This window comes from Micromonospora sp. CA-244673, assembly GCF_050948395.1.
Taxonomy (GTDB): Bacteria; Actinomycetota; Actinomycetes; order Mycobacteriales; family Micromonosporaceae; genus Micromonospora.
In genome coordinates, this window is the sequence record NZ_CP192019.1 from 7,123,875 (window position 1) to 7,149,489 (window position 25,615).

The 25,615-nt window shown below is 73.3% G+C and carries 22 protein-coding genes; 10 read left to right on the top strand and 12 right to left on the bottom strand.

Annotated features, from left to right (window positions below):
• Positions 1-3: 3 nt before the first annotated feature.
• On the bottom strand, positions 4-549 hold the full coding sequence (locus ACQP12_RS32885; protein WP_357944251.1) for a GNAT family N-acetyltransferase: 546 nt from the start codon (positions 547-549) through the stop codon (positions 4-6).
• A 135-nt stretch (positions 550-684) separates the two neighbouring features.
• Between ACQP12_RS32885 and ACQP12_RS32890 the strand changes: the two genes are divergently transcribed.
• Together ACQP12_RS32890 and ACQP12_RS32895 are read left to right on the top strand one after the other, a co-directional pair.
• Positions 685-1,230, top strand: a complete 546-nt coding sequence (locus ACQP12_RS32890) for a DoxX family protein (RefSeq protein WP_433283985.1) — start codon at positions 685-687, stop codon at positions 1,228-1,230.
• Positions 1,231-1,434: 204 nt separating this feature from the next.
• A complete protein-coding gene (locus ACQP12_RS32895; RefSeq protein ID WP_433283987.1) occupies positions 1,435-2,871 on the top strand; it encodes a glycosyltransferase 87 family protein in 1,437 nt (478 codons plus the stop codon).
• Positions 2,872-2,874: 3 nt separating this feature from the next.
• Here ACQP12_RS32895 and ACQP12_RS32900 read toward each other — a convergent pair whose 3' ends face one another.
• The 5 genes from ACQP12_RS32900 to ACQP12_RS32920 all read right to left on the bottom strand — a co-directional run bounded on the left by ACQP12_RS32900 (position 2,875) and on the right by ACQP12_RS32920 (position 8,821).
• On the bottom strand, positions 2,875-3,315 hold the full coding sequence (locus ACQP12_RS32900) for a molybdenum cofactor biosynthesis protein MoaE (RefSeq protein WP_433283989.1): 441 nt from the start codon (positions 3,313-3,315) through the stop codon (positions 2,875-2,877).
• Positions 3,309-4,565 carry a molybdopterin molybdotransferase MoeA gene (locus tag ACQP12_RS32905; RefSeq protein ID WP_433283993.1) on the bottom strand — a complete coding sequence of 419 codons (1,257 nt, stop codon included), beginning with the start codon at positions 4,563-4,565 and terminating at the stop codon, positions 3,309-3,311. The genes ACQP12_RS32900 and ACQP12_RS32905 overlap by 7 nt, the downstream gene beginning before the upstream one ends.
• Before the next feature lie 37 nt (positions 4,566-4,602).
• Positions 4,603-5,073 (bottom strand): MogA/MoaB family molybdenum cofactor biosynthesis protein, encoded by a 471-nt coding sequence (locus ACQP12_RS32910; RefSeq protein WP_357944239.1) that lies wholly within the window; start codon positions 5,071-5,073, stop codon positions 4,603-4,605.
• Complete coding sequence (moaC, locus tag ACQP12_RS32915) at positions 5,070-5,561, bottom strand: cyclic pyranopterin monophosphate synthase MoaC (RefSeq protein ID WP_151464469.1); 492 nt, start codon at positions 5,559-5,561, stop codon at positions 5,070-5,072. Before moaC ends, ACQP12_RS32910 begins: the two co-directional genes overlap by 4 nt.
• A gap of 224 nt (positions 5,562-5,785) precedes the next feature.
• Complete coding sequence (locus ACQP12_RS32920; protein ID WP_433283996.1) at positions 5,786-8,821, bottom strand: AfsR/SARP family transcriptional regulator; 3,036 nt, start codon at positions 8,819-8,821, stop codon at positions 5,786-5,788.
• Positions 8,822-9,359: 538 nt separating this feature from the next.
• Between ACQP12_RS32920 and ACQP12_RS32925 the strand changes: the two genes are divergently transcribed.
• The 5 genes from ACQP12_RS32925 (at position 9,360) to ACQP12_RS32945 (ending at position 15,090) form a co-directional block, all read left to right on the top strand.
• The gene (locus ACQP12_RS32925; protein ID WP_433283998.1) at positions 9,360-11,876 is read left to right on the top strand and encodes a putative bifunctional diguanylate cyclase/phosphodiesterase; all 2,517 of its coding nucleotides are present in this window, start codon (positions 9,360-9,362) and stop codon (positions 11,874-11,876) included.
• A 61-nt stretch (positions 11,877-11,937) separates the two neighbouring features.
• A complete protein-coding gene (locus ACQP12_RS32930; protein WP_433284000.1) occupies positions 11,938-13,293 on the top strand; it encodes a glycosyltransferase 87 family protein in 1,356 nt (451 codons plus the stop codon).
• Positions 13,290-13,922: a phosphoribosyltransferase gene (locus tag ACQP12_RS32935; RefSeq protein WP_357944229.1), complete on the top strand. Its 633-nt coding sequence runs from the start codon at positions 13,290-13,292 to the stop codon at positions 13,920-13,922. Before ACQP12_RS32930 ends, ACQP12_RS32935 begins: the two co-directional genes overlap by 4 nt.
• A gap of 23 nt (positions 13,923-13,945) precedes the next feature.
• Positions 13,946-14,323 (top strand): zf-TFIIB domain-containing protein, encoded by a 378-nt coding sequence (locus tag ACQP12_RS32940; RefSeq protein WP_357944226.1) that lies wholly within the window; start codon positions 13,946-13,948, stop codon positions 14,321-14,323.
• An 83-nt stretch (positions 14,324-14,406) separates the two neighbouring features.
• A complete protein-coding gene (locus ACQP12_RS32945) occupies positions 14,407-15,090 on the top strand; it encodes a maleylpyruvate isomerase N-terminal domain-containing protein (RefSeq protein ID WP_433284003.1) in 684 nt (227 codons plus the stop codon).
• A gap of 18 nt (positions 15,091-15,108) precedes the next feature.
• Here the strand turns inward: ACQP12_RS32945 and dnaB are convergent, their stop codons facing one another.
• Complete coding sequence (gene dnaB, locus ACQP12_RS32950; RefSeq protein WP_357944221.1) at positions 15,109-16,512, bottom strand: replicative DNA helicase; 1,404 nt, start codon at positions 16,510-16,512, stop codon at positions 15,109-15,111.
• A gap of 394 nt (positions 16,513-16,906) precedes the next feature.
• Between dnaB and ACQP12_RS32955 the strand changes: the two genes are divergently transcribed.
• Positions 16,907-18,526: a hypothetical protein gene (locus ACQP12_RS32955; RefSeq protein WP_433284005.1), complete on the top strand. Its 1,620-nt coding sequence runs from the start codon at positions 16,907-16,909 to the stop codon at positions 18,524-18,526.
• Between the two features lie 84 nt (positions 18,527-18,610).
• Here the strand turns inward: ACQP12_RS32955 and rplI are convergent, their stop codons facing one another.
• From rplI to rpsF, 4 genes are all read right to left on the bottom strand, one after another.
• Positions 18,611-19,057: a 50S ribosomal protein L9 gene (gene rplI / locus ACQP12_RS32960; protein WP_357944216.1), complete on the bottom strand. Its 447-nt coding sequence runs from the start codon at positions 19,055-19,057 to the stop codon at positions 18,611-18,613.
• 14 nt (positions 19,058-19,071) lie between these two features.
• Complete coding sequence (gene rpsR, locus ACQP12_RS32965) at positions 19,072-19,311, bottom strand: 30S ribosomal protein S18 (RefSeq protein WP_007073789.1); 240 nt, start codon at positions 19,309-19,311, stop codon at positions 19,072-19,074.
• A 41-nt stretch (positions 19,312-19,352) separates the two neighbouring features.
• Positions 19,353-19,883: a single-stranded DNA-binding protein gene (locus tag ACQP12_RS32970; protein ID WP_313723854.1), complete on the bottom strand. Its 531-nt coding sequence runs from the start codon at positions 19,881-19,883 to the stop codon at positions 19,353-19,355.
• An 81-nt stretch (positions 19,884-19,964) separates the two neighbouring features.
• Positions 19,965-20,255, bottom strand: a complete 291-nt coding sequence (gene rpsF / locus ACQP12_RS32975; RefSeq protein WP_046563719.1) for a 30S ribosomal protein S6 — start codon at positions 20,253-20,255, stop codon at positions 19,965-19,967.
• Between the two features lie 643 nt (positions 20,256-20,898).
• Here rpsF and ACQP12_RS32980 point away from each other — a divergent pair.
• Positions 20,899-21,681, top strand: coding sequence for a deoxyribonuclease IV (locus ACQP12_RS32980; protein ID WP_433284008.1), 783 nt, complete (start codon positions 20,899-20,901; stop codon positions 21,679-21,681).
• Complete coding sequence (locus ACQP12_RS32985) at positions 21,678-24,002, top strand: ArnT family glycosyltransferase (RefSeq protein WP_433284010.1); 2,325 nt, start codon at positions 21,678-21,680, stop codon at positions 24,000-24,002. The genes ACQP12_RS32980 and ACQP12_RS32985 overlap by 4 nt, the downstream gene beginning before the upstream one ends.
• Before the next feature lie 4 nt (positions 24,003-24,006).
• On the opposite strand, the gene ACQP12_RS32990 is transcribed toward ACQP12_RS32985, so the two are convergent.
• On the bottom strand, positions 24,007-25,566 hold the full coding sequence (locus ACQP12_RS32990; protein WP_433284012.1) for a glycosyltransferase family 87 protein: 1,560 nt from the start codon (positions 25,564-25,566) through the stop codon (positions 24,007-24,009).
• Positions 25,567-25,615: the final 49 nt, after the last annotated feature.

The following is a 25,615-nucleotide window of genomic DNA, read 5'->3' on the forward strand; positions in this document are numbered from 1 at the left end:
GGATCAGACCTTCGACCAGGGCGGCGGGAAGACCACCTCCCCGGTCGGGGGCGGCGGCTCGTCGCTGGTGGACGGCGGCAGCACCAGCGCCTGCCACGGCTCACCCAGCCCCGACCACGGGCTGGTCAACCCCAGCCGGTCCGCCCGGCCGAACCCGAACCGGCGGTAGTACGCCGGGTCGCCCAGCACCACCACCAGCCGCTCGCCCAGCTCAGTCGCCGCGTCGAGAGCGGCCTGCACCGCCGCCGCGCCGTGCCCGATCCGCTGCCGGTGCGGGGCGACCGCCACCGGGCCGAGGGCCAGGGCCGGCCAGGCGCCACCGTCGGTGCGCACCTGCACCCGGGTGAGCAGCGCGTAGCCCACCACCTCGCCGCCGTACTCGGCGACCATGGCCAGCTCTGGGATCCAGGCGTCGCTGCGTCGCAGATCCTCGACCAGCCCCACCTCGGGCGGGGTGGTCACGTCGGGGCGGGCGAACGCGGCGGCCAGCACCCGGGCGACCGGCTCCTCATCCGCCGGGTCCTCAGGTCGGAGTCGCAGGGTCGTCACCCGCGCGACCTTACCGTCCGGAACCGGTCCATCAGCGACGGTCGCTGAAATCGGTACGCTCTGGACGTCCACGTCGGCCGATCCCTTTCGGGTGTTGCAGGGGTGGCGGGGCCCGCGACGGGGTATGACTGAGCCATGAAGCCCGTGCGCTCCCTCGCCCGCGTCATGTTGAGCGGCATCTTCGTGGTCAGCGGCGCCCGCAACCTGCGGAATCCGGGACGGCTGGTCCCGGCCGCGCAGCCGATCACCGACAAGGTCACGCCGCTGCTCCAGAACATCAACCCCCGCATCCCCACCGACACGGCGACCCTGGTGCGGGCCAACTCGGCCACCCAGCTGGCCGCCGGGCTCATGCTGGCGACCGGCAGGTTCACCCGGCCGGCCGCGCTCGTCCTCGCCGCCACGCTGGTGCCGACCACCGCGGCCGGCCATCCCTTCTGGAACAACGACGACCCGACGGCGCGGAACAACAACCAGGTCCACTTCCTGAAGAACCTCGGGCTCTTCGGCGGTCTCCTCCTCGCCGCCGCCGACACCGAGGGCAAGCCCGGGCTCCGCTGGCGCACCGGCCACCGGATCAACCACTCGCGCCGCTCCGTGAAGCGCGCGGTCCGGACCGCCCGCCGGGAGGCGAAGATCGCCGTACGCTCGGCGGCCACCGCCCGCCGAATCCCGGGCTGACCTGCATCAATACGGCCACCACCCCCCGCAAGGCCACCAATCACCTGAACCGTCCGAGACCCGTTAACGCGGTGGAAATGTCAAAAACACGTGTGGGATCGGACACGGTCGCATAACGCGGGAGGCAGCAACGTGAGGCGCCGTTCTAGGCTCCGTGCTGGACCTGGACGGGCAGGACGACCTTGGTACGGGGGTGGCCACGCCATGCCGACGACAGTCGGTAGACGGACGGACCGCCTCGCTCCCATCCAGCGCGTCACGCGCGGGATCGACCGCCGGACCGTCGTGCGGACCGGCATCGTGGCCGCCGTCGCCTACGCTGCCTGGCTCGCCATCGGCGCCTTCGGGCGGCCCTACAACTTCTTCGACATGAAGATCTACCACGGTGCCGTGGTGTGGTGGGCGAGCGGCAACGAGCTGTACGACTTCATCGCCCCCTCCACCACCCTGGGCTTCACCTACCCGCCGTTCGCCGCCCTGGCCATGCTGCCGATGTCCTGGCTGCCGATCGAGGCCGCCGGCGGGCTCAACGCCCTGGCGAGCATCGCCGCGCTGGCCGTCGTCCTGGCCGCGCTGCTGCGCCCGATCGTCGACCGGCTCGGCTGGTCGCTCTGGTTCACCGTCGGCATCGCCACCCCGTTGGCCGTGGCCATCGAGCCGTCCCGGGAGACCCTCGGCTACGGCCAGGTCAACCTGCTGCTGTTCGCGCTGATCATGGCGGACCTGGTCGGCCTGCGCTGGCGGGCCCGGCGCGGCACCCACCACGAGACCGCCGACTCGGCGCTGGCCCGGTTCGTCTACAGCGGCACCTGGGCCGGGGTCGGCATCGGGCTGGCCACCGCGGTCAAGCTCACCCCGGCGCTGTTCGTGGCGTACCTGGTGATCACCCGGCAGTGGCGGGCCGCGCTGACCGCGGTCGGCACCACCATCGGCGTGACCATCGCGACGTTCGGGCTGGTCGGCGCGGAGTCGCGGACGTACTTCACCAACGTGCTCTGGCAGACCGAGCGGGTCGGCGCGGCGGACATGACCGCCAACCAGTCGCTCGCCGGCCTGCTGGCCCGGCTCTACGACTCGATCGAGACACCCGGCCTGCTCTGGCTGGCCTTCGCGGTGCTCATGCTGGCACTCGGGCTGTCCCGGGCGGTCAGCGCCCGCGCCGACGGTGACGAGCTGACCGCGTTCACCCTGGTCGGCCTCACCGCCAACGTGATCAGCCCGATCTCCTGGTCACACCACCTGGTCTGGGTCATCCCGGCGATCATCGTGCTGGCCGACGCCACCGTACGCCGCCGCGAGGCGAGCCGCGGCCTGCTGCCCCGGGGAACCGGCACACCCCCGGCCGCCGGGGTGCCGGCGCTGCGCCCGCCGATCTGGTACCCGACCCTGACCGGGCTCCGGCACGGGGTCGGCGCGCTCGGGCTCTACCTGCTCTTCCTCATCTCACCGATCTGGCCGTACGAGCACCAGCTCCCCGAGGTGTCGCACTACCAGGACGGCCTGTTCGGCGCGCTCATGGAGAACTCCCTGGCCGTCGCCCTGATCGTGCTGGTCGCGGCCCTGCCCTGGCGCCCCGGCGCCGAGCCGGCCTTCTACCACGACCGGCTCACCCGGGCGGCCCAGCCCGCCGGCCGACGCTGAGCGTCAGGGGCAGTTCACCCACTCCTCGGTGCCGTCGGCGAACACCTGCCGCTTCCAGATCGGCAGCCGCGCCTTCACCTCGTCGACCAGTCGTGCGCAGGCCGCGAAGGCCGCCGCCCGGTGCGCGGTGCTGACCGCGGCCACCAGGGCCACGTCACCGATCTCCAGCGGGCCGATCCGGTGCGACACGGCCACCGCGTACACCTCGGGCTCGGCGGCGATCTCGGCCGCCACCTCGCGCAGCACGGCCTCGGCGGTCGGGTGGCCCTCGTACTCCAGCAGCAGGACCGTCCGGCCGTGGTCGTGGTCGCGGACCACGCCCTGGAACGAGACCACCGCACCGGCCCGCCGGTCGGCGACCGCCGCCTCGTGCGCGGCCAGATCCAGCGGCCGGTCGGTCACCGCGCCGAGCACCACACCGCCCACACTCCCCGCGCTCACCATGCCCGCTCCCCGGGGGTCAGCGGCAGCGGCACCAGCGGCACCCGGTCGCCCGCCGCGCCGCTCGTGCCCGGCCGGATCACCGCGAAGCCGTCCGCGCCGGCCAGGCCGCGCAGCATCGCCGAGCCGACGTGGCGGACCGGGTGCGCGGTGCCGGCCACCCGGTCCCACCGCACCAGGGCGAGATGGGTGTAGTCACCCCGTCCCGCGACCGGCTCGGCCAGCGTGACCTGCGGCAGCACCGGCATCGACCGGCCCTGCAGGCCGGCGAGCAGCGGCGCGACCAGCGACACCAGCGCGACGACGGCGGACTGCGGGTTGCCCGGCAGGCCGGCCACGAAGCGGACCCGCCCGTCGCCGTCGACCAGCCGGGCCAGCAGCATCGGGAAGCCCGGCCGCACCGCCACGGTGTTCACCACGTAGTCGGCGCCGAGCGCCTCCAGCGTCGGGTGCAGGTGGTCGACCGGGCCGTGCATGGTGCCGCCGGTGGTGCAGACCAGATCGGCGTCGGCGAGCGCGGCGCGCAGCGCGGCCACGTGGGCGGGGAGGGTGTCGGCCACCGGGCCCACCACGTCGGTGGGGCTCACCTGGCAGCCGTAGCGGCGCAGCCAGGCGGGCACCGTCGGGCCGAGCGCGTCGCGGACCCGGCCGGCCCCCGGCGGACCCGCGGTCAGCAGCTCGTCACCGAAGACCAGCAGCGCGGCGCGGGGCCGGCGGCGCACAGGCAGGGTGTCGTGCCCGCAGGAGGCGGCCAGGCCGATCACCGCCGGGTCGACGGGCGTGCCGGCGGGCAGCAGCTCCTCCCCGGCGTACGCCTCCTCGCCCGGCTCCCGCCACTCCGGCGCCGGGCGGGGCGTGCCGGCCACCCGGCCGTCGGCGCCCCGGGTCGACTCCTCGATCCGCAGGATCGCCGTCGTGCCCTCGGGGACCATGGCACCCGTGGCGATCTCCACCGTGCTGCCGTCGGCCTCCAGCGGGGGCGGGGTCTGCCCGGCGAGCACCCGGCCGACCACCCGCCACGGGCCGTCCCCGCGCACCGCCCAGCCGTCCACGCTGGAGGTCGGGAACGCGGGCAGGTCGGTACGCGTCGTCAGCGGCTCGGCCAGGGTGTGCCCGTCGGCGTCGGCGAGCGGCCGGCCGACCGTGGGGAGCGCGGCGGCGAGACCCACCGCGTACACCCGGGAGCGGGCCTCGTCCCACCCGGCCGGCGGCGCGGCGACCTCGGCCGCGGCGGCTGCGGTTTCCGTGCTCATCCGGCGAGCCTAGCGCCGCCGCGGCGGGGGCGTCCGGTCAGTGGTCGCCGCCGCGGAGCTGGTCGACGGTGTGCGCCAGGATCGGCCCGAGCACCGCCAGCCCGTCCTTCGCCCCGCCCCGCGACCCGGGCAGGTTGACCACCAGCATCCGGCCGGCCACCCCGGCCAGCCCGCGCGACAGCGCGGCCGTCGGCACCGCGTCACGGCTGTGCGCCCGGATCGCCTCGGCGATGCCGGGGATCTCGTAGTCGAGCAGGGGGCGGGTCGCCTCGGGGGTGCGATCGGTCGGGGTGACGCCCGTGCCGCCGCTGGTCAGCACCACGTCGACGCCCTCGTCGCGGGCCGCCCGCAGCGCCGCGCCGACCGGCTCGCCGTCGGGCACCACCACCGGCTCGTCGACCTCGCAGCCCAACTCGCGCAGGCCGGCGACGAGCAGCGGGCCGCTGGTGTCCGCGTAGACGCCGGCGGCCGCCCGGTTCGAGGCGACGATCACCCGGGCGCGGATCACGGCCGGTCCTCCGGCCGGACCCACTCGCCGGTCTTTCCGCCCTCCTTGCGGAGCACCCGGACCGCGTCCACGGACGCCGCCGGGTCCACGGCCTTGACCATGTCGACCAGGGCGAGCCCGGCGACGGCCACCGCGGTGAGCGCCTCCATCTCGACCCCCGTCCGGTCGGCGGTCCTCGCCGTGGCGGTGATCTCGACGGTGTCGTCGGTGAGGCGCAGGTCGACGGTGACGCCGTGCAGGGCGATGGGGTGGCAGAGCGGGATCAGGTCGGGGGTCCGCTTGGCCCCCATGATCCCGGCCAGCCGGCCGACGGCCAGGGCGTCTCCCTTGGGCAGGCCGTCGCGGCGCAGCAGGTCGACCACCTCGGCGGTGGTGCGGAGCCGGCCGGCGGCGACCGCGAGCCGGCCGGAGACCGGCTTGGCGGAGACGTCGACCATCCGGGCCGCGCCGGCCGGGTCGACGTGGGTGAGCTGCGCGGGTTCGGTCACGGCCGCGAGCCTATCCGTCCGGTACGACCGGACGCGCGCTCCGGGCCGTCGGCGGGGAGGGGCGCGCACGGCACCCCACCCGCACCTGCCCGCCGTCGATTCGCTGGGGGGAAATACGACGGCGGGGGCCTCGTCGGCCGGGTCCCCCGTGAAGTGAACCGCCCCCGTTGGCCGACATGGCGGCGACGCTAACGGGTCGTGCGATAAGAAATCGATAAACCGGTTCAGGCCCGATGTGGCAGGACCTCCGCCAGCAGCTGGCGGATCTCGTGCTGCTCAGGCACGCCCATCCGCTCGAAGACCACCAGGGCCCGCTGCCGGTACCGGCGCGCCTCCTCGGGATCGGTGTCCGCCAGGTGCTCGGCGAGGCCGCTGAGCGCACGGCCCTGCTCATAGGGGTGGGCGATGCGGGTGGCGATGTCGAGCGCCTGGCGGAACATCGCCGCCGACTCCTCCTGCCGCCCGACGGCCCGCAGTGTCACGGCCAGTTCGTTGCGGGCCTCGGCCTGGACGTGGCGTTCGCCCGAGTTGGCCGCCGTCTCGATCGCGGCGTGGTGGTGCCGGAGGGCGTCTCCCAGCCGGCCGAGCTGCCGGTACGTCCCGGCCAGGTGGCTGAGGGTCTCCGCCCGCGCGAAGCCGTTGCCGGTGCGGTCCTGCAGCGCCAGGGAGGCCCGGAGCAGTCGCTCCGCCTGCGCGCTCTGCCCGGCGCGGTAGCGGACGCCGCCGAGATGACCGAGCGCGTTGGACAGGTGGAACTGGTCCCCTCTGACCCGGGCGACGAAGAGCTGCAGCCGGTGGACCGCCATGGCCTCGTCGTACCGGCCGAGGAACCGCAGGGTGAGGCCCAGGTTGGGCAGCACGGGCAGGCTGTCCGGGACGCTCGCTCGCACCGCTGCCCGGTTGATGTCGAGCGCCTCCCGGATGCGGCCGGTGAGCCAGTACACGACGCCCAGGTTGACCCGGGCGCGTTGGGTGCCCTCGACGTCGCCGAGTTCCGCGCGGATCGACACCACCTCGTGCAGGTGCGCCGACGCCTCCTGGTAGGCGCCCGTGCGGACGCAGGCCGAGGCGAGGTAGTTGTGCATGAGGGCGACGGCGTGCCGATCGCCCGCCCGGCTTGCCGCGACAAGTCCTTCGCCATGGGTGGCGGAGATGTCGTCGAAGTAGCTGCGCATGTAGAAGAACCGCCAGGCCGCGCGGGCCAGCCGCCACGCCAGCGCCTCGTGGCCCTCGCGGGCGGCCTGCCGGACGAGGGAGTTCAGGTTGAGGCGGTGCTCCTCCAGCCACTCCAGGTCACCGGGCAGCCGCGCCGCGAGCAGATCCGGACGCAGTGGTGCCTTCAGGCGGAGCTGCAGGTCGACCAGGCGCTTCTCCTCCATCGGCGCGGAGACCACCACGACCGAGTGCAGGACGTGGTCGAGGAGGCCCTCCGCCGCCGCTCTGCGCACGGGTTCCGGATCCGCCTGGAGCGACAGTTCGAAGGCGTACTGCCGCATCAGGTCGTGCAGGCGGTAACGCCCGTCGGCGATCTCCTCCACCAGGTGCCGGTCCACCAGTTCGTCGACCAGGTCGGCGGTCTCGTCCAGTGACAGGTCGGTGAGCGCGCCGACCATCGCGGTGTCGAGGTGGCCCCCGGCCACCAGTCCGAAGGACCGGAAGACGCGCTTGGCGGAGTCACCGAGCGGCTCGTACGACTCGGCGAATGCCTCGACCACGGTTCGCGCCTCGGCCCGCAACCGAGGAAGGAACGCCGGCTTCCCCGCCAGCCGGCGGGCCATGTCGGACATGCTCCAGGCCGGGCGGTGAGCCAGCCGGGTGCCGGCCAGCCGGATGGCGAGCGGGAGCCCGCCACAGATGCGGACCATCTCCGCCGCGCCGCCGGGATCGGCCTGGACCCGCTGCTTCCCGACAAGGGTCGTGAGCAGGGCAAGCGCGTCGGGCTCGGAGAGCACGGGAAGCGACACCGAGGGCCGCTCGGTGAGCGCCAGGAGACGGCGCCGGCTGGTCACCAGGACCACGGCACGCCCGGTGACGGGCAGCAGGGGCTCGACCTGGGCGCTGTCCGCGGCGTTGTCGAGCACCACCACGGCCCTGCGGTGGGCGAGTTCCCGCCGCCACATCTCGATCCGGTCCGGCAGTTCCCCGGGGATCCGACCGGCCGGCAGACCCACCTGGCGGAGCAGGGTGACCAGCGCGGACGCGGGCGGGACCGGCGCTCCCTCCGCGTGGCCACCCAGGTCGATGAACAGCTGCCCACCCGGAAACCGGTCGGCGAGACGGTTGGCGAGATGCACGGCGAGGGTCGTCTTGCCGCAGCCCGCCATGCCGTCGATCACGCGCACCACCGGTCCCGTCTCGTGGCCGGTGGTGATGTCGTCGAGCATCCGTTCGACCAGCTCCCGCCGCCCGACGAAGTCGGTCACCACCCGTGGCAGCCAGTTCGGTCCTCGGCCGGCATCCGCGCTCCGTCCGTTCGGAACAGCCTCCACCCGGCCGCCCCCGGACCTGCGCCGTGCTCGCCGCGCGTCGAGCGCGGCGCGGTGGAGTCGTTCCAGCTCGGGCCCGGGCGGGACACCGAGCTGCTCGGCGAGCGCGTCGCGCGTGGCCTGGTAGACGGCGAGCGCCTCGCTGAGGTCGTCGGTCCGGATGAGCGCCCGCATGAGCAGGACCTGGGCGGGTTCCCGCAGCGGATGCCGCGACGCGTGGGCACGCAGGAGCGGGAGGGCCAGGTCGGCGCCGCCGCTCCCCAGTCGCAGTTCGGCGAACAGCTCCACGGCCGCCTGCCGCTCGCGGTCCACCGCCTCACGCCGCGCGGCCAGGGTGGGACCCGGTCGCAGCCCGGCCAGCAGCGGCTCCGACCAGGCTCCGATCACGTCCGTGAGCAACGAGGCAGCTCCGAGCCGGTCCCCCGCCTCGGCCAGCTCACGCGCCTGGTGCCACCCGGCGGTGAGGCGGACCAGGTCGACCTGGCTCGGCTCGGCTTCGAGGCGGTAGCCGCCGTGTTCCCGGGCGACTGTCACCCGCCCGGCGGTCGCCGCTTCCAGGCTCCGTCGGAGATTCGCGGCGTAGGTCCGCACGTTGGGGACGGCGGATCGTGGCGGCTCCTCCGGCCAGAGCTCGTCCACCAGCCCGTCCAGGGTGACCAGCCGGCCCACCTCCAAGGCGAGCATGGCGAACACGAGTTGCTGTTTCGGTGTGCCGAGATGCAGATACCCGTCCTCGGTCCGTACGACGAGACCACCCAGGACTCGAATATCCACGCTGGCCGACTCCGGATTTAGTGCACCTCAATCGATCGCATCCGAATTCTACGTCCCCGCGGGCCACCGAGCTGCTACCGGGTATTTACGCGAGTGCGTCGCCCATTCCGGTTCGGACCCTCGACCGAAGCGAGGTTGAAAATGAGCGAGCAACTGTCCAGTCTGGCAAGCGAGGTGCAAGTTCCACAGCTACGCGGTCGCGCTCGGCTACCGGGCAGGCACATGCGGGATAGGAGCCACTCCGCTCCGCACAACGGTCGTGGACAGAACGTCATATAACGCCACAGTGTTGGCTAATATCGCGCATACCGACATTTATATCTTCTGACTGGACACCTCCTGCTCCTAAGCTGCATTCGAGGTTCTGAAGGAACCTTCGAACGCTTCGAAAGAGTCGGAAGGAGTCAGGCTATGCGCGGCAGCGAGTGGCACTGAAACTGCGGGACTTCACCCCGAGAACCCCTCGCGGTAGGCTCCTGGCATCGAACCTGCTGGTTGATGCCGGTCCAGGCTTCAGCCGTTCAGTCACTGGAGCTGGGTGAGCCGCACCGACGGACGACGCGATGTTGAGACCGATCGGCACCTGCTGACGCTCGTCGGTCTCATCGTCGTCCTCGCGTCCACGGTGACGATCGCCGCGACGGCCTTCCTGGTGCGGACGCCGCCCAGCTCCGTCCGGGACGTGGCCACGTTCGTCACGCTGACCTTCATGATCGCGGTCGGCGGGATCGTCAAGACATCCGTCCGGATCCGGTCGACCACCCACTCCATCGCGTGGGTCGAGACCGCCATCGTCATCGGTCTCGCGATCACCCCGCCCTCATGGGTCGTCGTGAGCACGGTACTGGGCGTGGCCGGCGCCTCCGCGGTCCTACGTCTCCCCGCCATCAAGGCGGCGTTCGGCATCGGCAAGAACGTGCTGATCGCCGGCGGCACGGTGGCCGTCGCCGGATTCCTCCACTGGCCCGGCTCGTCGCCACCGATCGGCAGCCTCATCGGCACCCTGAGCATCGTCTACCTGGCCGCGGCGCTCCTCGACGATCTCCTGGCGATGCCGGTCATCGCACTCGCCTCCGGCACCCGCATCCTCCGGCAGTTCCGCAGCGACCTGGACCTGCGGATCGGCGGCTTCGCCGTCCGGTTCGTGGTGGCCGCCGCCACGGTGCTGATCCTCCGGGCCGACCCCCGGCTGCTGCTCGCCGTGCCGCCGCTGGTGCTCAGCCTGCACCTCGCCTATTCGACGCGGGTCCGCACCCGCACCGAGCAGCAGGCCTGGCAGCGGCTCGCCCGGGCCACCGACGCGCTCAACGTCGTCGACCTCGACGAGGTGCTGACCACCGCCGTCACCGAGGCCGCCGAGCTCTTCTCGGCCGACGAGGTCGAGATCGAGCTGCGCGACCGCGGGCGCACGGTCCGGGGCAACGCCGGCGGCATCGCGTACGACGGGGCGACCCCCGAGCCCAGCACGGTCGACGGCAGGGTCATGCCCGTCGCGCTGGAGGGACACGACCGGGCGGTGGACCTCGGCGTGCTGCGGCTGCGGTTCGCCGGGCCGGTCGAGCTGTCCGAGCGCGAGCAGTACACCCTGCGCACCTTCGCCTCGGCGCTCTGCACCGCCGTCCGCAACGCCCAGGCGTACGCCGAACTGGCCCGGATCGCCGACGAGCACGCGTACGCCGCCACCCACGACGCGCTCACCGGGCTCTCCAACCGCCGGCACCTGCTCGACGAGGGCACCGAGCAGCTCACCAACCGGCACGCCGAGGGCGTCACCGCCCTGGTGCTGATCGACCTCAACCACTTCAAGGAGGTCAACGACACCCTCGGGCACGGCGCCGGCGACCGGGTGCTGACGCAGGTCGCCGACCGGCTGCGCGGCGCGGCCCGCCCCGACGACCTGGTGGCCCGCCTCGGCGGCGACGAGTTCGCCGTGCTGCTGCGCGGCCTGCCCGCCCCGGCAGTCGCCGCGCACCGGGCCGAGGCGCTGCTCGCCGCGCTGCACGAGCCGCTCGACCTGGACGGCATGCGGATCAGCGTGGAGGCCAGCGGCGGCATCGCGGTCGCTCCGGCCAGCGGGGGGATGCCCGAGCTGCTGCGCCGCGCCGACGTGGCGATGTACCAGGCCAAGCGGGCCGGCCAGCGGATCGCCACGTACGCACCGACCCGCGACACCGCCGACCTGGGTCGGCTCACCCTCGGCGGCGAGCTGCCCCGGGCGGTCGCCGACCACGAGTTCACCGTCAACTTCCAGCCGCTCGTCGACCTGGGCAGCGGCGAGGTGATCGGCGCGGAGGCGCTGGCCCGCTGGCACCACCCGACGCACGGCATGATCGACCCGCTGCGCTTCATCGAGGCGGTCGAGCGCTCCGGGCTGCTGCCCGCCTTCGCGGAGGCGATCCTCGACCAGGCGCTGATCGCGGCCGGCTCCTGGCGGGACGCCGGCTTCGACCTGCCGGTCTCGGTGAACGTGTCACCGCGCAGCCTCCTCGACGCCCGCTTCCCCGGTGCGGTGCTGGCCCGGCTGCGGGCGCACGACCTGCCGCCGGACCGGCTGGTGCTGGAGCTGACCGAGACCCTCACCCTCAGCCAGCTCGACGTGGTCGACCGGGTGCTCAGCCGGCTGCGTGACTCCGGCGTACGGCTGGCCCTGGACGACTTCGGCACCGGCTACTCCTCGCTCTCGCTGCTCTCCCGGATCCCGGTGCACGAGCTGAAGATCGACCGGAGCTTCGTCACCGCCATGGAGAGCGCCACCGAGGCCGCCGCGGTGATCCGCTCCACCCTGGACCTGGGCCGCAGCCTCGATCTGACCGTGGTGGCCGAGGGCGTGGAGAGCGAGCCGCAGCGGCGCGCGCTCTGGGAGCTGGGCTGCGCCGCCGGCCAGGGCCACCTGTTCGCGCGGCCGCTGCCCTCCGGCACGCTGCTCGCCGCCCTCCAGCGGGGAGCCGGCGGTCGCCCGGGCGCCCTCGCGCCGCCGCTGCACGACGCGGGCGCGGTGATCCGCCTGCCCGGCCGCCGCACCGGCGGCGGGCGCAACCGCGCCGCCACCCCCTGACCACCGCCGCCCGCGAAGATCCGCAGCGGGGACGCCGTGCCCGTCTGCCAGACTGGCCCGCGTGACCGCCGACGCCGACCGGACCGCCCCCGCCCTCCGCCGCTGGCAGGCGATCGACACCGCCGCCGGCGGCCTCGCCCTCGACGTGGGCCTCTACGCCGTCTCCGCCCTGTTCGCCGCGGTCACCGCCGCCACCTCCACGCTGCTGCCGCACCGCGCCTGGGGCACCCTCGCCACCATCGGCTACGCCCTGGCGGCGCTCGCCGCAACCGCTCAACTCCTGGCCCGGCGCCGGCGTCCCGGCACCCCCCTCGCCGGGCTGCCCGCCCGCTGGGCGGTCACCGGCTTCGCCTGGGCCACCACGGCCCTGCTGCCGGTGGTCGTCCAGAGCGTCCAGCGGGCCGGCGGCCGGACGGACCGGGCGCAGGAGGAGGTGATCGTCGTCGAGCACGCCGGCACGCGGCTCGCCGAGCACGGCACCCCCTACCTCGGGCACGACGCGATCGCCGCCCTGCCCGCCGGCGAGCAACTGCTCGGCTACACCCCCTACCAGCCCGGGATGGCGCTGTTCGGGCTGCCCCGGGCCGCCGCCGACGCCTGGTGGACCGACGCGCGGGTCTGGTTCGCCCTCGTCACCGCGCTGGTGCTGGCCGCCACCGTGCGCACCCTCCGGACCACCGCCGGCCCCACCGGCCCCCGCCCCGCCGCCGCCGTGCTGCGCGCCGCGCAGGCCGTAACCGTCCTGCCCATCTGCGCGCTCACCCTCGCCACCGGCGGCGACGACCTACCCGTACTCGCGCTCTGCCTGCTCGCCCTCGCACTCGCCGCCGCCGGCCGGCCCGGCCGCGCGGGCCTCGCGGTCGGCGCGGCCGGCGCGTTGAAGCTCTTCGCCCTGCCGGTGGCGGTCGTGCTGGTCTGCTGGGCCGTCACCCGCCGGGCCGGCCTGCGCACCGCCCTCGGCGCCCTCGGCCTGCCGGTCCTCGCCCTGCTGCCCGTGCTGCTCGTCGACCGCGACGCCCTCGTGGAGAACGTGCTGCGCTTCCCGCTCGGGCACGGGCTCGTGACCAGCCCCGCGCAGTCCCCGTTCCCCGGCCACCTGATCGCGAGCGCGCTGCCCGCCGGCCGGCTGGTCGCCGCCGCGCTGCTCGCCGCCGTCGCGGTCGTGATCGCCGTCCGGCTACTGCGCCGCCCGCCGCGCACCGCCGCCGCCACCGCGCTGATCTGCGGGTACGGGCTGCTCGCCGCGATCCTGCTGATGCCCTCCACCCGCTTCGGCTACCTGCTCTACCCGATCGCCCTGCTGGTCCTCGCCCCCGCCCTCGCGCTCACCGAGCGCCGCCCCGAGGTCGTCACCGGACCGCCTATCCCGGCAACTGGCCGGCACGACCCGGCCGGAAGGCGTAGACCTGAGGCATGACCACCTACCGCGACCGGGCCGAGGCGGGACGCATGCTCGCCGACCGGCTCGGCGACCTCGCCGGGCGACCCGACGTCATCGTCCTCGGGCTGGTCCGCGGCGGCGTACCCGTCGCCCAGGTGATCGCCGAACGGCTCGGCGCGCCGCTGGACGTGCTGGTGGTCCGCAAGCTCGGCATGCCCTGGGCCCCCGAGGTGGCGTACGGCGCGCTCGGCCCCGGCGGGGTGCAGGTGCTCAACGACATGGTCGCCGACCGGATCGACGCGGACGAACGCGCCGAGGTACGCCGGCGGGAGCAGACCGAACTGGACCGCCGCGAGCAGCTCTACCGGGGTGGCCGCCCGCAGCTCGACCTGGCCGGGCGCACCGCCGTCATCGTCGACGACGGGCTGGCCACCGGCGCCACCGCCCGCGCCGCCGTGCAGGTGGCCCGCCACCTGGGCGCCGCCCGCGTGGTCGTGGCCGTGCCGGTCGGCTCGGACCAGGCGTACGAGATGCTCGCCGCCGAAGCCGACCAGGTGATCTGCCCCCAGGTCCCGCCCGACTTCGCCGCCGTCGGGGCCTACTACGACGACTTCCACGAGGTCGCCGACGACGAGGTGACTCAGGCGCTCACCGCCACCGCGTGATTTCACCGGGTACCTTCGGTGTCATGCAGCTCACCTGTCCCAAATGCCATGGAGAGATGCGCCAGTACGAGCGCAGCGGAGTGATCATCGACCAGTGCGGCGAATGCCGCGGCATCTTCCTCGACCGCGGCGAACTCGAGAAACTGTTCGAGGCCGAGGCGAACTGGAACCAGCAGCACGGCGCCCGCCAGGCCGCGCCGGCCGGAGGCGGCTACACCCCGCCCCCGCCGCCACCGCCCGCCGCCGCTCCCCACCAGCCCGGCTACGGCGCCGTCCCGCCGCCGCCCCCGCCCGGCCACGGCTACGCGCAGCCCGCGTACGGCCAGCAGCACTACGGCTACCACGGCCACTACCGCCGCAAGAAGAAGCACGGCGGCTTCCTCGGCGAACTGTTCGACTGACCCTCGCCACGCCGGGCCGGTGGACCCACCGGCCCGGCGTCACCGTCGTGCCGACTCCGCCACACCGTGGCAGGCTGCACGGCATGACCGCGATCCGGCCGCACGAGGCGCTGGCGCAGGCGTACGACGGCATCACCGCCGTCGTCACCCCACTCGACGACGCCGGCCTGCAACGACCCACCCGCTGCCGGGGCTGGCTCGTCGCCGACCTGCTCTTCCACGTGCTCTGCGACGCGCAACGGGCGCTGGTCGCCCTCGCCAGCCCGGCACCCGGGCCCGCCGACGTCGACGACGTCAGCTACTGGCGCGCGTTCACCCCGGGCGGCGACGACGAGGCGAGCACGAAACACGCCTGGTGGGCGCGGCGCTCCGCCGCCGCCTTCGACCGGCCCACCGGCGTGGTGCGCATCTGGTCCGACACCGCGCCCGCCGCCGTCCGGGCGGCCGCCGCCGCCGACCCCGACGGGCACCTGACCACGCAGGGGCACGTGCTGCGCGTACCCGATTTCCTCGCCACCCTGACCACCGAGGCGGTCATCCACCACCTCGACCTGGTGGTGGACCTGCCCGGCGCACCGCTCCCCGCGGAGGCCCCCACCCGGGTGGCGGTGGCCACGGTGGACGGGCTGCTCAGCGACGACGCCGTCCGGCCGACCGGCTGGGACGACCGGGACTACCTGCTCAAGGCCACCGGCCGGGTGCCACTCACCGACCGCGACCGGCTGGAGCTGGGCGAGGCCGCCGGCTGGTTCCCCCTGCTCGGCTGACCGCTCCGCCGGTACGGGTCAGACGATCGCCATGTCGACGAAGCGCGAAAGATGCAGCTGGGCGGCAACCGTGATCGTGTCAGTCGGTCCATTTCGGTGCTTGGCGACGATCAGGTCCGCCTCCCCGGCGCGCGGCGACTCCTTGTCGTAGTAGTCGTCGCGGTGCAACAGGATGACAACGTCGGCGTCCTGCTCGATCGATCCCGATTCACGCAGATCCGACAACTGGGGTCGCTTGTCGGTGCGCTGCTCCGGGCCACGGTTCAGCTGGCTGACCGCGATCACCGGGCACTCGACCTCCTTGGCCAGCAGCTTCAGGCCACGGGACAGGTCCGCGACCTCCTGCTGCCGGCTCTCGGTGCGCTTCGGCGAGGTCATCAGCTGGAGGTAGTCGACCACGATCAGCTTGAGGTCGTGCTTCTGCTTGAGTCGCCGTGCCTTGGACCGGATCTCCATGAGGTTCATGCTCGGCGTGTCGTCGACGAAGAGCGGCGCCTCGCTGATCTCGCCCATGCACCGGGCCAGCTTGGTCCAGTCGTCATCGGAGAGCTGGCCGCTGCGCAACACGTGCAGCGGTACGCGCGCCTCGGCCGAGAGGAGTCGCATGACGATCTCGACCTTGCTCATTTCCAGGGAGAAGATCGCCGCCGCCTGGTTGGCGCGAATAGCAGCATTTCGGGCAAAGTCCATAGATGCGGTTGATTTTCCCAAACCGGGCCTGCCCGCCACGATGATTAGTTGCCCCGGGTGGAGGCCGTTGAGCAGGCGGTCGAGGTCGCTGAACCCGGTCGGGACACCGGTCATCACCCCGCCCTGCGCGCCCACCGCCTCGATCTCGTCGAGGGTCGGCTGGAGCATGTCGGCCAGGACGGCGAAGTCCTCGCTGACCCGCTTCTCGGTGACCTCGTAGATGGCCTGCTGGGCGAGGTCGACGACGTCGTCGACGTCGCGGCTGCCGCCCTGGCCGGTGCCGTAGCCGAGCTGGACGATCCGGGTGCCGGCCTCGACCAGCCGGCGGAGCACCGCCCGCTCGCCGACGATGCGGGCGTAGTAGGCCGCGTTGGCGGCCGTGGGGACGCTGGCGATCAGCGTGTGCAGGTAGGGCGCGCCACCGATCCGGGCCAGGTCGCCGGAGTCGGCGAGCGCGGCGGCCACGGTGATCGGGTCGGCCGGCTCGCCCCGGCCGTAGATGTCGAGGATCGCGTCGAAGATGGTGGCGTGCACCGGGCGGTAGAAGTCGTTCGACTTGAGGATCTCGACGACGTCCGCGATGGCGTCCTTGGAGAGCAGCATGCCACCGAGGACGCACTGCTCGGCGGCCACGTCCTGGGGCGGGGTCTTCTCGAACTGGCCGTCCCGCTGCTGTGGTGCGGGCGGTGGCCCCCCGGGCCGCTCCGAGCGCGTCTCGTCGGTGACCGACACGGGTCCCCCCTTGCTGCGTCGGATCGGATCCAGCTCTACCGCCGGGGTATGACAAATTCCGACGACCCTCCGGTCGATCGGGGGCCATCGCCCGGACGGTCGGGGGACCACGATACGGAACCCGAGGTCAGCCACTCAACAGCACCGGTGGACGAGCCTCGGGACAACCTGTGGACGCCGGTGGGCAGGCATGTGCGCAGGGTGTGCACAGGGTGTGGATAAGTGATGGGGAATTTCGGCTCGCTCGGCGCTGACCTGCGGTTTCGCGATCCCCACCCTGTGGACGGAAGATTTCAGGTCGAGCTTGGGCGCCGTTCGTCCCGTACTATCTCTGCGAACGGCTACACCTGGACTGCGGATTGCACTTTCGGTCGAGAAGGGTCACGCTCCCGCCGTGAGAAACCGGGACTGGGGAAGCGGGGAGGGCAGCCCGCGCGAGCGCCGGCCGAGCGCCTCCTGGGACGCTCCCGCCGGTCCGCTCCCGGTCGTGTCGTCCGCCCCCGAGAGCTACCGCACGCCGAGTCGGCGGCGCGCCGTCGAGCGCGGCCAGGACGAGCCGGTGGACGCCTATCTTCCCCGGTGGGCGCTGGAGTCCGGGATCCGTCGGGCCGACGGCGGGGGTCGGCACGCCGCACGCGACGACGACGAGGACGTCGAGCCGCCGTACTCGGGCGGGGGTTGGCGGGCCGACACCGGCTGGCGCCGCGAGGACGACCGTCGCGACCTGCGCGCCATCGGCGCCGGCCCCGTGTCCGAGCACACCGCCGAGTGGACCCTGGACAACCCGCAGGATCAGGGGTACGTCGGGAGCCGGCGGGCCGACGGTTTCGAGGGCGAGCCGGTTTCCGGGGTGGCCCCGCGGAGCCGGCCGCGTCGCGCGGCGACCCGGCGGCCGCAGGTGACCTGGTCGGGGCTGGAGGAGGCGCCCGCGTCGGGCGACGACGGCGACCGGCGGGAAGCCGAGCGGCCGACCCGGCGGAGCCGGCGCACGACGGCGGATTCCTGGTCGCGGCCGGAGGCGGATTCGTGGTCGCGGCCGGAGGCGGATTCCTGGTCGCGGCCGGAGGCGGATCCGTGGGAGCGCGGCCGGGTGGCCGAGCCGGATCCCGCGGAGCAGCCGGCGGTCGACCCGTGGGACGCGTCGGGCGTGCACGCCTGGGGGCGTTCGGCCACCGCCGGCCGGTGGGATCAGGCGGAGAGCCGCTGGGACCGGACGGAGCACACCGGCCAGTGGGACCGGTTCACGGACACCGGCCAGTGGGACCGGTTCACGGACACCGGCCAGTGGGACCGGCAGGCCGACACCGGCCCGTGGGACCGGGTCCGGGAGGCCGGCGCCGGCGAGCGGTACGCGGAGGTCGACCAGTGGGACCGGACGGCGCCGCCGGTGCCGGTCCGGGAGGGCTGGGCGTCGCCGGAGCGGGCCGAGGCGTTCTGGTCCGGGACGCGGCTGGCCGGTGACGATCCCCGCTGGACGGAGACGCCGTCGTCGGCCCCGCGGTCGCCGATGGTCGCCGCACCCGCGCCGCGTCCGGCGCCCCGCCGTCGCCCCGTGGAGCCGGTGGTGGCGGGGCGGGCCGGGGCGTCGACGCTGCGACGGCGGGTGGAGCCGGTGGGCGGCGGATCGTGGGGGCGCCCGCTGGAGGACGACCTGCTCGGCCCGGATCCGGGTGGTCCGCTGCGGTCGCTGTTCTACACGGCTTCGTGCTATCTGGTGCCGGCGTTGCTGCTCATCGTCGGGTTGCTGTTCCTCGACGGGCAGCCCCCGGCCGGGTGCGTCACGGACATCACCGGGGGCGGTTGCGACTCGCAGCGGGCGCACGCCATCGCCTCGTTGGTGGCGGGGGCGCCGCGGTTCGGGCTGGCCCTGCTGAGCAGTCTCGTGGTGGCGGTGGTGCTGCGTCGGGTCGGCACGACCTGGCGGTCGGCGACGGTGGCGCTGGCGGCGGCCGTGGTGGGCGGCGGGCTCTCGACCGTGGTGATCAGTGCGGTGACGGGCCAGCCGATCGGGTGACGCCGGGAGCGGCGTCCGCCCTCGGACATGCGGAAGGGCCCGCACCGGGTGTCGGTGCGGGCCCTTCCGTTGTGCTGTCGGGTGTCAGCCCTTGACCACGTTCAGGTCGAACTTGGCGGTCACCTCGGGGTGCAGCCGGATGCTGACCGGGTAGGCGCCGAGCGACTTGATGGTGCTGGGCAGCGTCAGCCGACGACGGTCCAGGGTCGGGCCGCCGGCCGCCTTGACGGCGTCGACGATCTCGGCCGGGGTGACCGAGCCGAACAGCCGGCCGCCGTCGCCGGCGCGGGCCTTCAGGTTGACCTTCAGACCCTCGACCTGGGCCTTGACCTCGTTGGCGTGGTCGAGGTCGCGGATCTCGCGGGCCGCGCGGGCCCGCTGGATGACCGTGACCTGCTTCTCCGCGCCCTTGGTCCAGGCGATCGCGAAGCCCTGCGGCAGCAGGTAGTTACGGCCGTAGCCGTCCTTAACCTCGACGATGTCGCCCGGGGCACCGAGGCCGGACACCTCCTGAGTCAGGATGATCTTCATGTCGGTGCCTCCTCTCAGCGGGCTGTGGCCGTGTACGGCAGGAGCGCCATCTCGCGGGCGTTCTTGACCGCACGGGCGATCTGCCGCTGCTGCTGCGAGGTAACGCCGGTCACCCGTCGAGCGCGGATCTTGCCGCGGTCGGAGATGAACTTGCGCAGCAGCGCGGTGTCCTTGTAGTCGATGTAGGTGATCCCGTCCTTGTCGAGCGGGTTCACCTTCTTCTTCGGCTTGCGAAGTGCCGCAGCCTTGGCCATTGCTCTTGCTCCTGGTTTGCGATCGCGGGCGCTCGGCGCCATTAGAACGGGGGCTCCTCGTCGAAGTTTCCGCCGCCCGAACCACCGCGCGAGGGAGCCGGCGCAGCCGAGGCCCAGGGGTCGTCGAAGTTGCCTCCGCCGCCACCCTGGCCACCACCACCACCGAAGCCGCCACCGCCGCCACCCGAGCGGGACATCTTCTGCACCTTCGCCGTGGCGTAGCGCAGCGACGGGCCGATCTCGTCGACCTCCAGCTCGATGACGGTGCGCTTCTCACCCTCGCGCGTCTCGTACGACCGCTGACGCAGCCGGCCGGACACGATCACGCGGGCGCCGCGCTGCAGCGACTCGGCGACGTTCTCGGCGGCCTGCCGCCAGACCGTGCACGAGAGGAAGAGCGGCTCGCCGTCCTTCCATTCGTTGGTGGTCTTGTCCATGAACCGGGGCGTCGAAGCGACCCGGAACTTGGCGACCGCCGCACCCGACGGGGTGAACCGCAACTCGGGGTCATCGGTCAGGTTGCCGATGACCGTGATGGTGGTGTCTCCTGCCATGACCATCTCCTCGCGCACTCATCAGATCTCGCCGTACAGGCTCTCAGAGCCGTGCGACAGAGCCGATGAGGCTGATCCGGGCGAACCGGGGTTGAATGCTTAGCGCATCTCCGGCCGGATGACCTTGGTGCGCAGCACCGACTCGTTGAGTCGGAGCTGACGGTCCAGCTCAGCCACGGCCTCCGGCGACGCCTGGAGGTCGATGACGGCGTAGATGCCCTCGGCCTTCTTGTTGATCTCGTACGCGAGGCGCCTGCGGCCCCACACGTCGGTCTTCTCCACCGAGCCACCCGCGGTCCGGATCACGTTCAGGTACGTGTCGAGCGACGGGGCGACGGTGCGCTCCTCGAGGCTGGGGTCGAGGATCACCATGACTTCGTAATGACGCAAGACGTGCTCACCTCCTGTGGGCTAAGCGGCCACGGTCCTTCCGTGGCAGGAGGTCGTGCGTCGCTGCCGTGACCGGAGCCGGGGGAACCCGGCCGGACGCGGACAACCGGACCAGGATACCCGGTCCGGACGATCATGCCCGGGCCGGTCGGCCACGGCGTCCGGGCGCGGCGACAGGGGCCCACCTCCGGTGTCGCGTACCGGAAGGTGGACCCCTGTCCACAGGGCCGCGGGGCGTCCCGTCCGCATTCCTTGGGTGGGACCTGGGGAGGAACGACCACACCGATGAGGTTGGATCGAGGACGCCCCGCGGAGCTTTATCGTGTTGTTACCTGGTCTGACCATACAACGGCTCTCGTCACCTCTTGGGGGAAATGGAGGAATTCGCCGGACTGGTTCTGCGGCGGCCTTCAGGTGTGACGAGCGGATCCCGCCCCGTCGTGCCGGGCCGCACGGCGGGGCGTCCCGTTGCCGGGGGCCTCCGCTTCGCCGTACGCGCTGTGGACCCGCGTGCGGCCGGAGCGTCGACCATCGATCCCACCTCGGACAACGACCACCGGGCCGGGTGGTGACGCGATCCGTACCACGGAACCCCCGCGCGCGGGAACCCCGTGCGTCGGAGGCGCGACGTAGGCTGCCGTGCATGCGAATCGGAGCCCACGTCGATCCGACCGACCCGCTGGCCGAGGCGGCCGCCCGGGACGCCGAGGCGGTGCAGTTCTTCCTCGCCGATCCCCAGGGCTGGAAGGCCCCGAAGCCGCGTGCGGACGCCGAGCGCCTGCGGGCCGCCGACGTCGACCTCTACGTGCACGCGCCGTACGTCATCAACGTGGCCACGCTGAACAACCGGATCCGCATCCCCAGCCGCAAGCTGCTGCTCGGCCACGCCGCGGCCGCGGCCGAGGTCGGCGCCAAGGGACTGATCGTGCACGGCGGCCACGTCAACGCCGGTGACGACCTCGCCGTCGGCTTCGACAACTGGCGGAAGACCTTCGCGTACGCGGCGGACTCCGGCGGCTTCCCGCTCCCGATCCTGATCGAGAACACCGCCGGCGGCGACAACGCCTGCGCCCGGCACCTGGACGCGCTGGCCCGGCTCTGGGACACGCTCGGCGACTACGAGGTGGGCTTCTGCCTCGACACCTGTCACGCGCACGCCGGGGGCGAGGAGTTGCTGGGGCTGGTCGACCGGGTGAAGGCGATCACCGGCCGGATCGACCTGATCCACGCGAACAACTCCAAGGGCACGTTCAACTCCGGTCAGGACCGGCACGACAACCTGACCGGCGGCACCATCGACCCGGAGCTGGTTGTCGCGGTGATCCGGGCGGCGGGCGCGCCGGTGATCGTGGAGACACCGGGCGGCGCCGAGGGCCAGGCGGCCGACATCGCGTTCCTGCGCGGGCAGTTGGGCCCGACGGCATGACCACCGAGCAGTCCGACGCGACCGGCGGCCGGGCCGACAGCGCGCCGCAGCCGGCCACCGGCGACACCGCGTCCGACGCGAAGCCGGGGACGACCGCCCGTCGGCGGGCTCGGAAGAAGGGCGCCAGGGCGGGCGCGGCACCGGACGGGACCGGCACCACGGAGCCGGCCCCCGGGGACGGGCCGGCGCCGGCCGCCGAGGCGGGGCGGGGCGGTGACCGCGCCGAGAGCGCCGCCGCAACCGCGAGCAGCGGTGACAAGGCCGACCGGGACGCCGCGGAGGCGGCCGCCGCGGACGGCGCTGCCCGAGCCGACGGCAAGGCCACGACGGACAACAAGACCGACGGTAGGGCCACGACCGGCGGCAAGACCGACGGCAAGGCCACGACCGACGACAAGACCGACGGCAAGGCCACGACCGACGACAAGACCGGAAGCGGCGACAAGGCCGAGACGGGGAAGGTCGGGACCGACAAGAGCGGGACCGACAAGACCGGAACCGGAAGACAGGCCGGGACCGGCACGGCGGAGACAGCCAAGGCCGGGGACAAGCCTGCCGATCCCTGGACGGCGTTCGGTCCCGCCCCGGATCCGGTGCTCACCCGGCCCCGGCGGATCGTCCGGGCGGTGGGCCGGTTCCTGGTGCACGAGTGGACGCTGGCCGCCGTCGCCTCGCTGGCGCTGGCCGCGCTGATGACCTGGCCCACGCTGCGCTACCCGCGCTACACCCTGCCGCAGGACTACTGGGACCCGAGCCTCCAGTCGTGGCAGCTGGCCTGGTCCGGCCACATCCTGCTGACCGACCCGGCGCAACTGTGGAACTCGAACACGTTCTTCCCCGAGTCGTGGAGCTTCGCCTTCTCCGACACCCTGCTCGGGTACGCCCCGGCCGGCATGATCGGGGTGGGCCCCGAGGACGCCCTGCTGCGCTACAACATCCTGTTCGTCCTGGCACACGCCCTCGCGACCTTCGGGGCGTACGCGCTGGCGCGGCAGCTCGGGGCGGGCCGGATCGCCGGTGCGGTGGCCGGGGCGAGCTACGCGTACGCGCCGTGGCTGCTGGCCCAGGCCGGGCACCTGCACATCATCTCCAACGGCGGCATCCCGCTGGCGCTGGCCATGCTCGCCCGCGGTCACGGCTGGTCGCTGCGGCACGGCTACCGGCCGCGGCGTCGGCACGCCGGCTGGGCGTTCGCGGGCTGGCTGGTGGCCGCCTGGCAGCTCAGCCTCGGTTTCGGCATCGGACTGCCGTTCGCGTACCTGCTGGCCGGCATCGTGCTGGTCGCGGCGGCCGTCTGGTTCGCGCGGCGGCGCTGGGTGAAGCACCCGTTCGGCTGGCGGCTGTTCCTGGCCGACCTGCTCGGCGGGCTGGTCTTCGCCGCGGTGGGCGCCCTGCTGGCCGTGCCGTACTTCACGGTGTCGGAGCTGCACCCGAACGCGGCGCGGACGCTGGGCGAGATCCAGCTCTACTCGCCGCCGGCCAGCGGGTTCTTCACGGCCCCGGCGGAATCGCGGGTCTGGGGTGAGCTGCACGAGGGCGCCCGGGCCGTGCTGCCCTGGCACCCGGAGATGACGTTGCTGCCCGGCTTCGCGCTCTACGCGCTGGCCGCAGGCGGGCTCTTCTTCTCGGTCTGGCGGGTCCGCCACCGGCTCTTCCTGCTGGCCGGGGTGCTGCTGACGATGGCGCTGGGCATGGGCACCCGGTTCTTCGGCGGCCGGTTCACGTACGTGCCGCTCTTCGAGCACCTGCCGGGCTGGAACGGGTTGCGGACGCCGGGCCGGATGATGCTGTGGACCACGCTGCTGCTCGGCCTGCTCGCGGCCGGCGCCGTCACCGCGTTCTGCGCCCGCGTACGCGAGCTCGCCGCCGAGCGGGTCCCGCCGTGGCCGGGTCCGTGGCTGCGGCTGGCCACCCTGGTGCCGCTGCTGCTGGTCGTGGTGGAGGGGTTGAACGTCACCCCGCACCCGGTGGTGCCGCGGCAGCCGGCGGTGATGCGGACGGTGGACGGGCCGATGCTGGTGCTGCCCAGCAGCCAGAACCTGGACCAGCCGGTGATGCTCTGGTCGACCGACCGGTTCCAGCGAATGGTCAACGGGGGCAGCGGCTTCACCCCGAACTCCCAGGCCCAGGTGCGCGATGCCACGGTCAGTTTCCCCGACTTCGGCAGCGTCGACTACCTGCGGCGGCTGGGCGTGAAGAACGTGGTGGTGCTCCGTGACCGGCTCGGCGGCACCCCCTGGGAGGGGATGCTCGACCGGCCGGTCGACGGGCTGGGCGTGACCCGGGAAGAGGTCGGCGACGCGGTGGTCTACCGCCTCTGACCGGTCAGGCGGTCACCGGCTCGGCGGGGTGATCAGCAGCGGTGCCGTGTCGCCACCGCTGGTACCACGGTGCGTCCCGCGCGCCGTCGAGCACCCCGCCGTCCGGGTCGTCCGCGTAGGTGTCCCGCACCGCGTCCCGCTCGGGGCGCAGGATGTCCCGGATCACGAAACCGCAGAGCACCACGACGGTGATCAGGCGCAGGCTGGCCGCCAGCACGAAGACCCCTTCGGGGAAGACCGGCCGGGTGGTGGCCGCGCCGAGCAGCTCGCCGTAGAAGGCGGCGAAGTAGCAGACCTCGGCGAACTGCCAGGCCAGGAAGGCGCCCCAGCGCGGCCGGGCGAGCACCGCGAGCGGCAGCAGCCAGAGCACGAACTGCTGGGACCACACCTTGCTGAAGATCAGGAAGGCGGCGACCACCAGGAAGGCCAGCTGGGCGAGCCGCGGGCGGCGCGGTGCGAGCAGCGCCAGCGCGGCCACGCCGAGGCAGGCCAGCCCGAAGAGCAGGTACGACAGCCAGTTGAGGGTGGAGATGTGCGCGTTCAGCCACTCGAAGGGCCCGAGGTCACCCGGTGCGGAGGGGCTGATCCTGCCGTCCAGGTAGCGGCCGATGTACCAGAGCGTGCCCCAGTCGATCGGCCGGGTGGTGTTCAAATCGAAGAAGCGTTCCCAGTTCTCCCGGTAGGGGATCGCCACCGGCAGGTTGACCGCGATCAGGGCCACCGCGCCGGTGGCGGTGGCGGTGAGCGCGGCTCGCATGCGCCCGGCGCGCAGGGCGAGCACGAGGATCGGGCCGAACAGGAAGAGCGGCCACATCTTCGCCGCCCCGGCCAGGCCGAGCAGCACGCCGGCGGTGGCGGGGTGGCGGCGTGCCCAGGCCAGCAGCCCGAACGCGGCCAGCCCGACGGCGAGCAGGTCCCAGTTGACGGTGGCGGTGAGCACCAGCGCCGGTGAGAGCGCGAAGAGGGCCGCGTCCCATGGTCGTCGGCGGCGCAGGCTGAGGATGACCGCGACGGTGGCGACGGCGAGCGCGCTGAGCACCAGCGCGTTGAGGTTGTAGAACCACTGCCCCTGGTTGATGCCGGGGTTGTCCACGCCGAGGGCGTGCACCGGCAGGCCGATCGCGCCCATGAAGTAGCCGGTCAGCACCGGGTACTCCACCGGGTGGTCGGCGTAGGGGACCTTGCCCTCGTTGAGCCCCTCGGCGTAGTAGAGCGCCAGCACGTCGGTGTAGCACATCCGGGTGTACTGGACGTTGTTCTGCCAGGCGCCGTCCTGGCAGGGGGATTTCTGCACCCAGTGCAGGGCGAGCGTCAGGCAGACGAGGGCCAGCACGATCCGGGCCGCGGTCCAGAATCGGCCCTCCCGGCCCGGGGGCCGGTCCAGGGCGACGGCATGGTCGCCCAGCGGGCCGCCGATCAGTTCGGCGGCGCCACGGACGAAGCCGTCCGAGCGGGACGGGTGGTCCATGACGGCTCCGGGCCGCGGCGCGGCCTCGGACGCGCCGGTTTGGAGGTGCCGGTCGGACCCGTTCTCGTCGATGCCTGCCGTCGACTGGGTGCTCATGGAGAGGCATCCTGCCGTACGCCGGGCCCCGCCGTCCCGTCTCGTACGC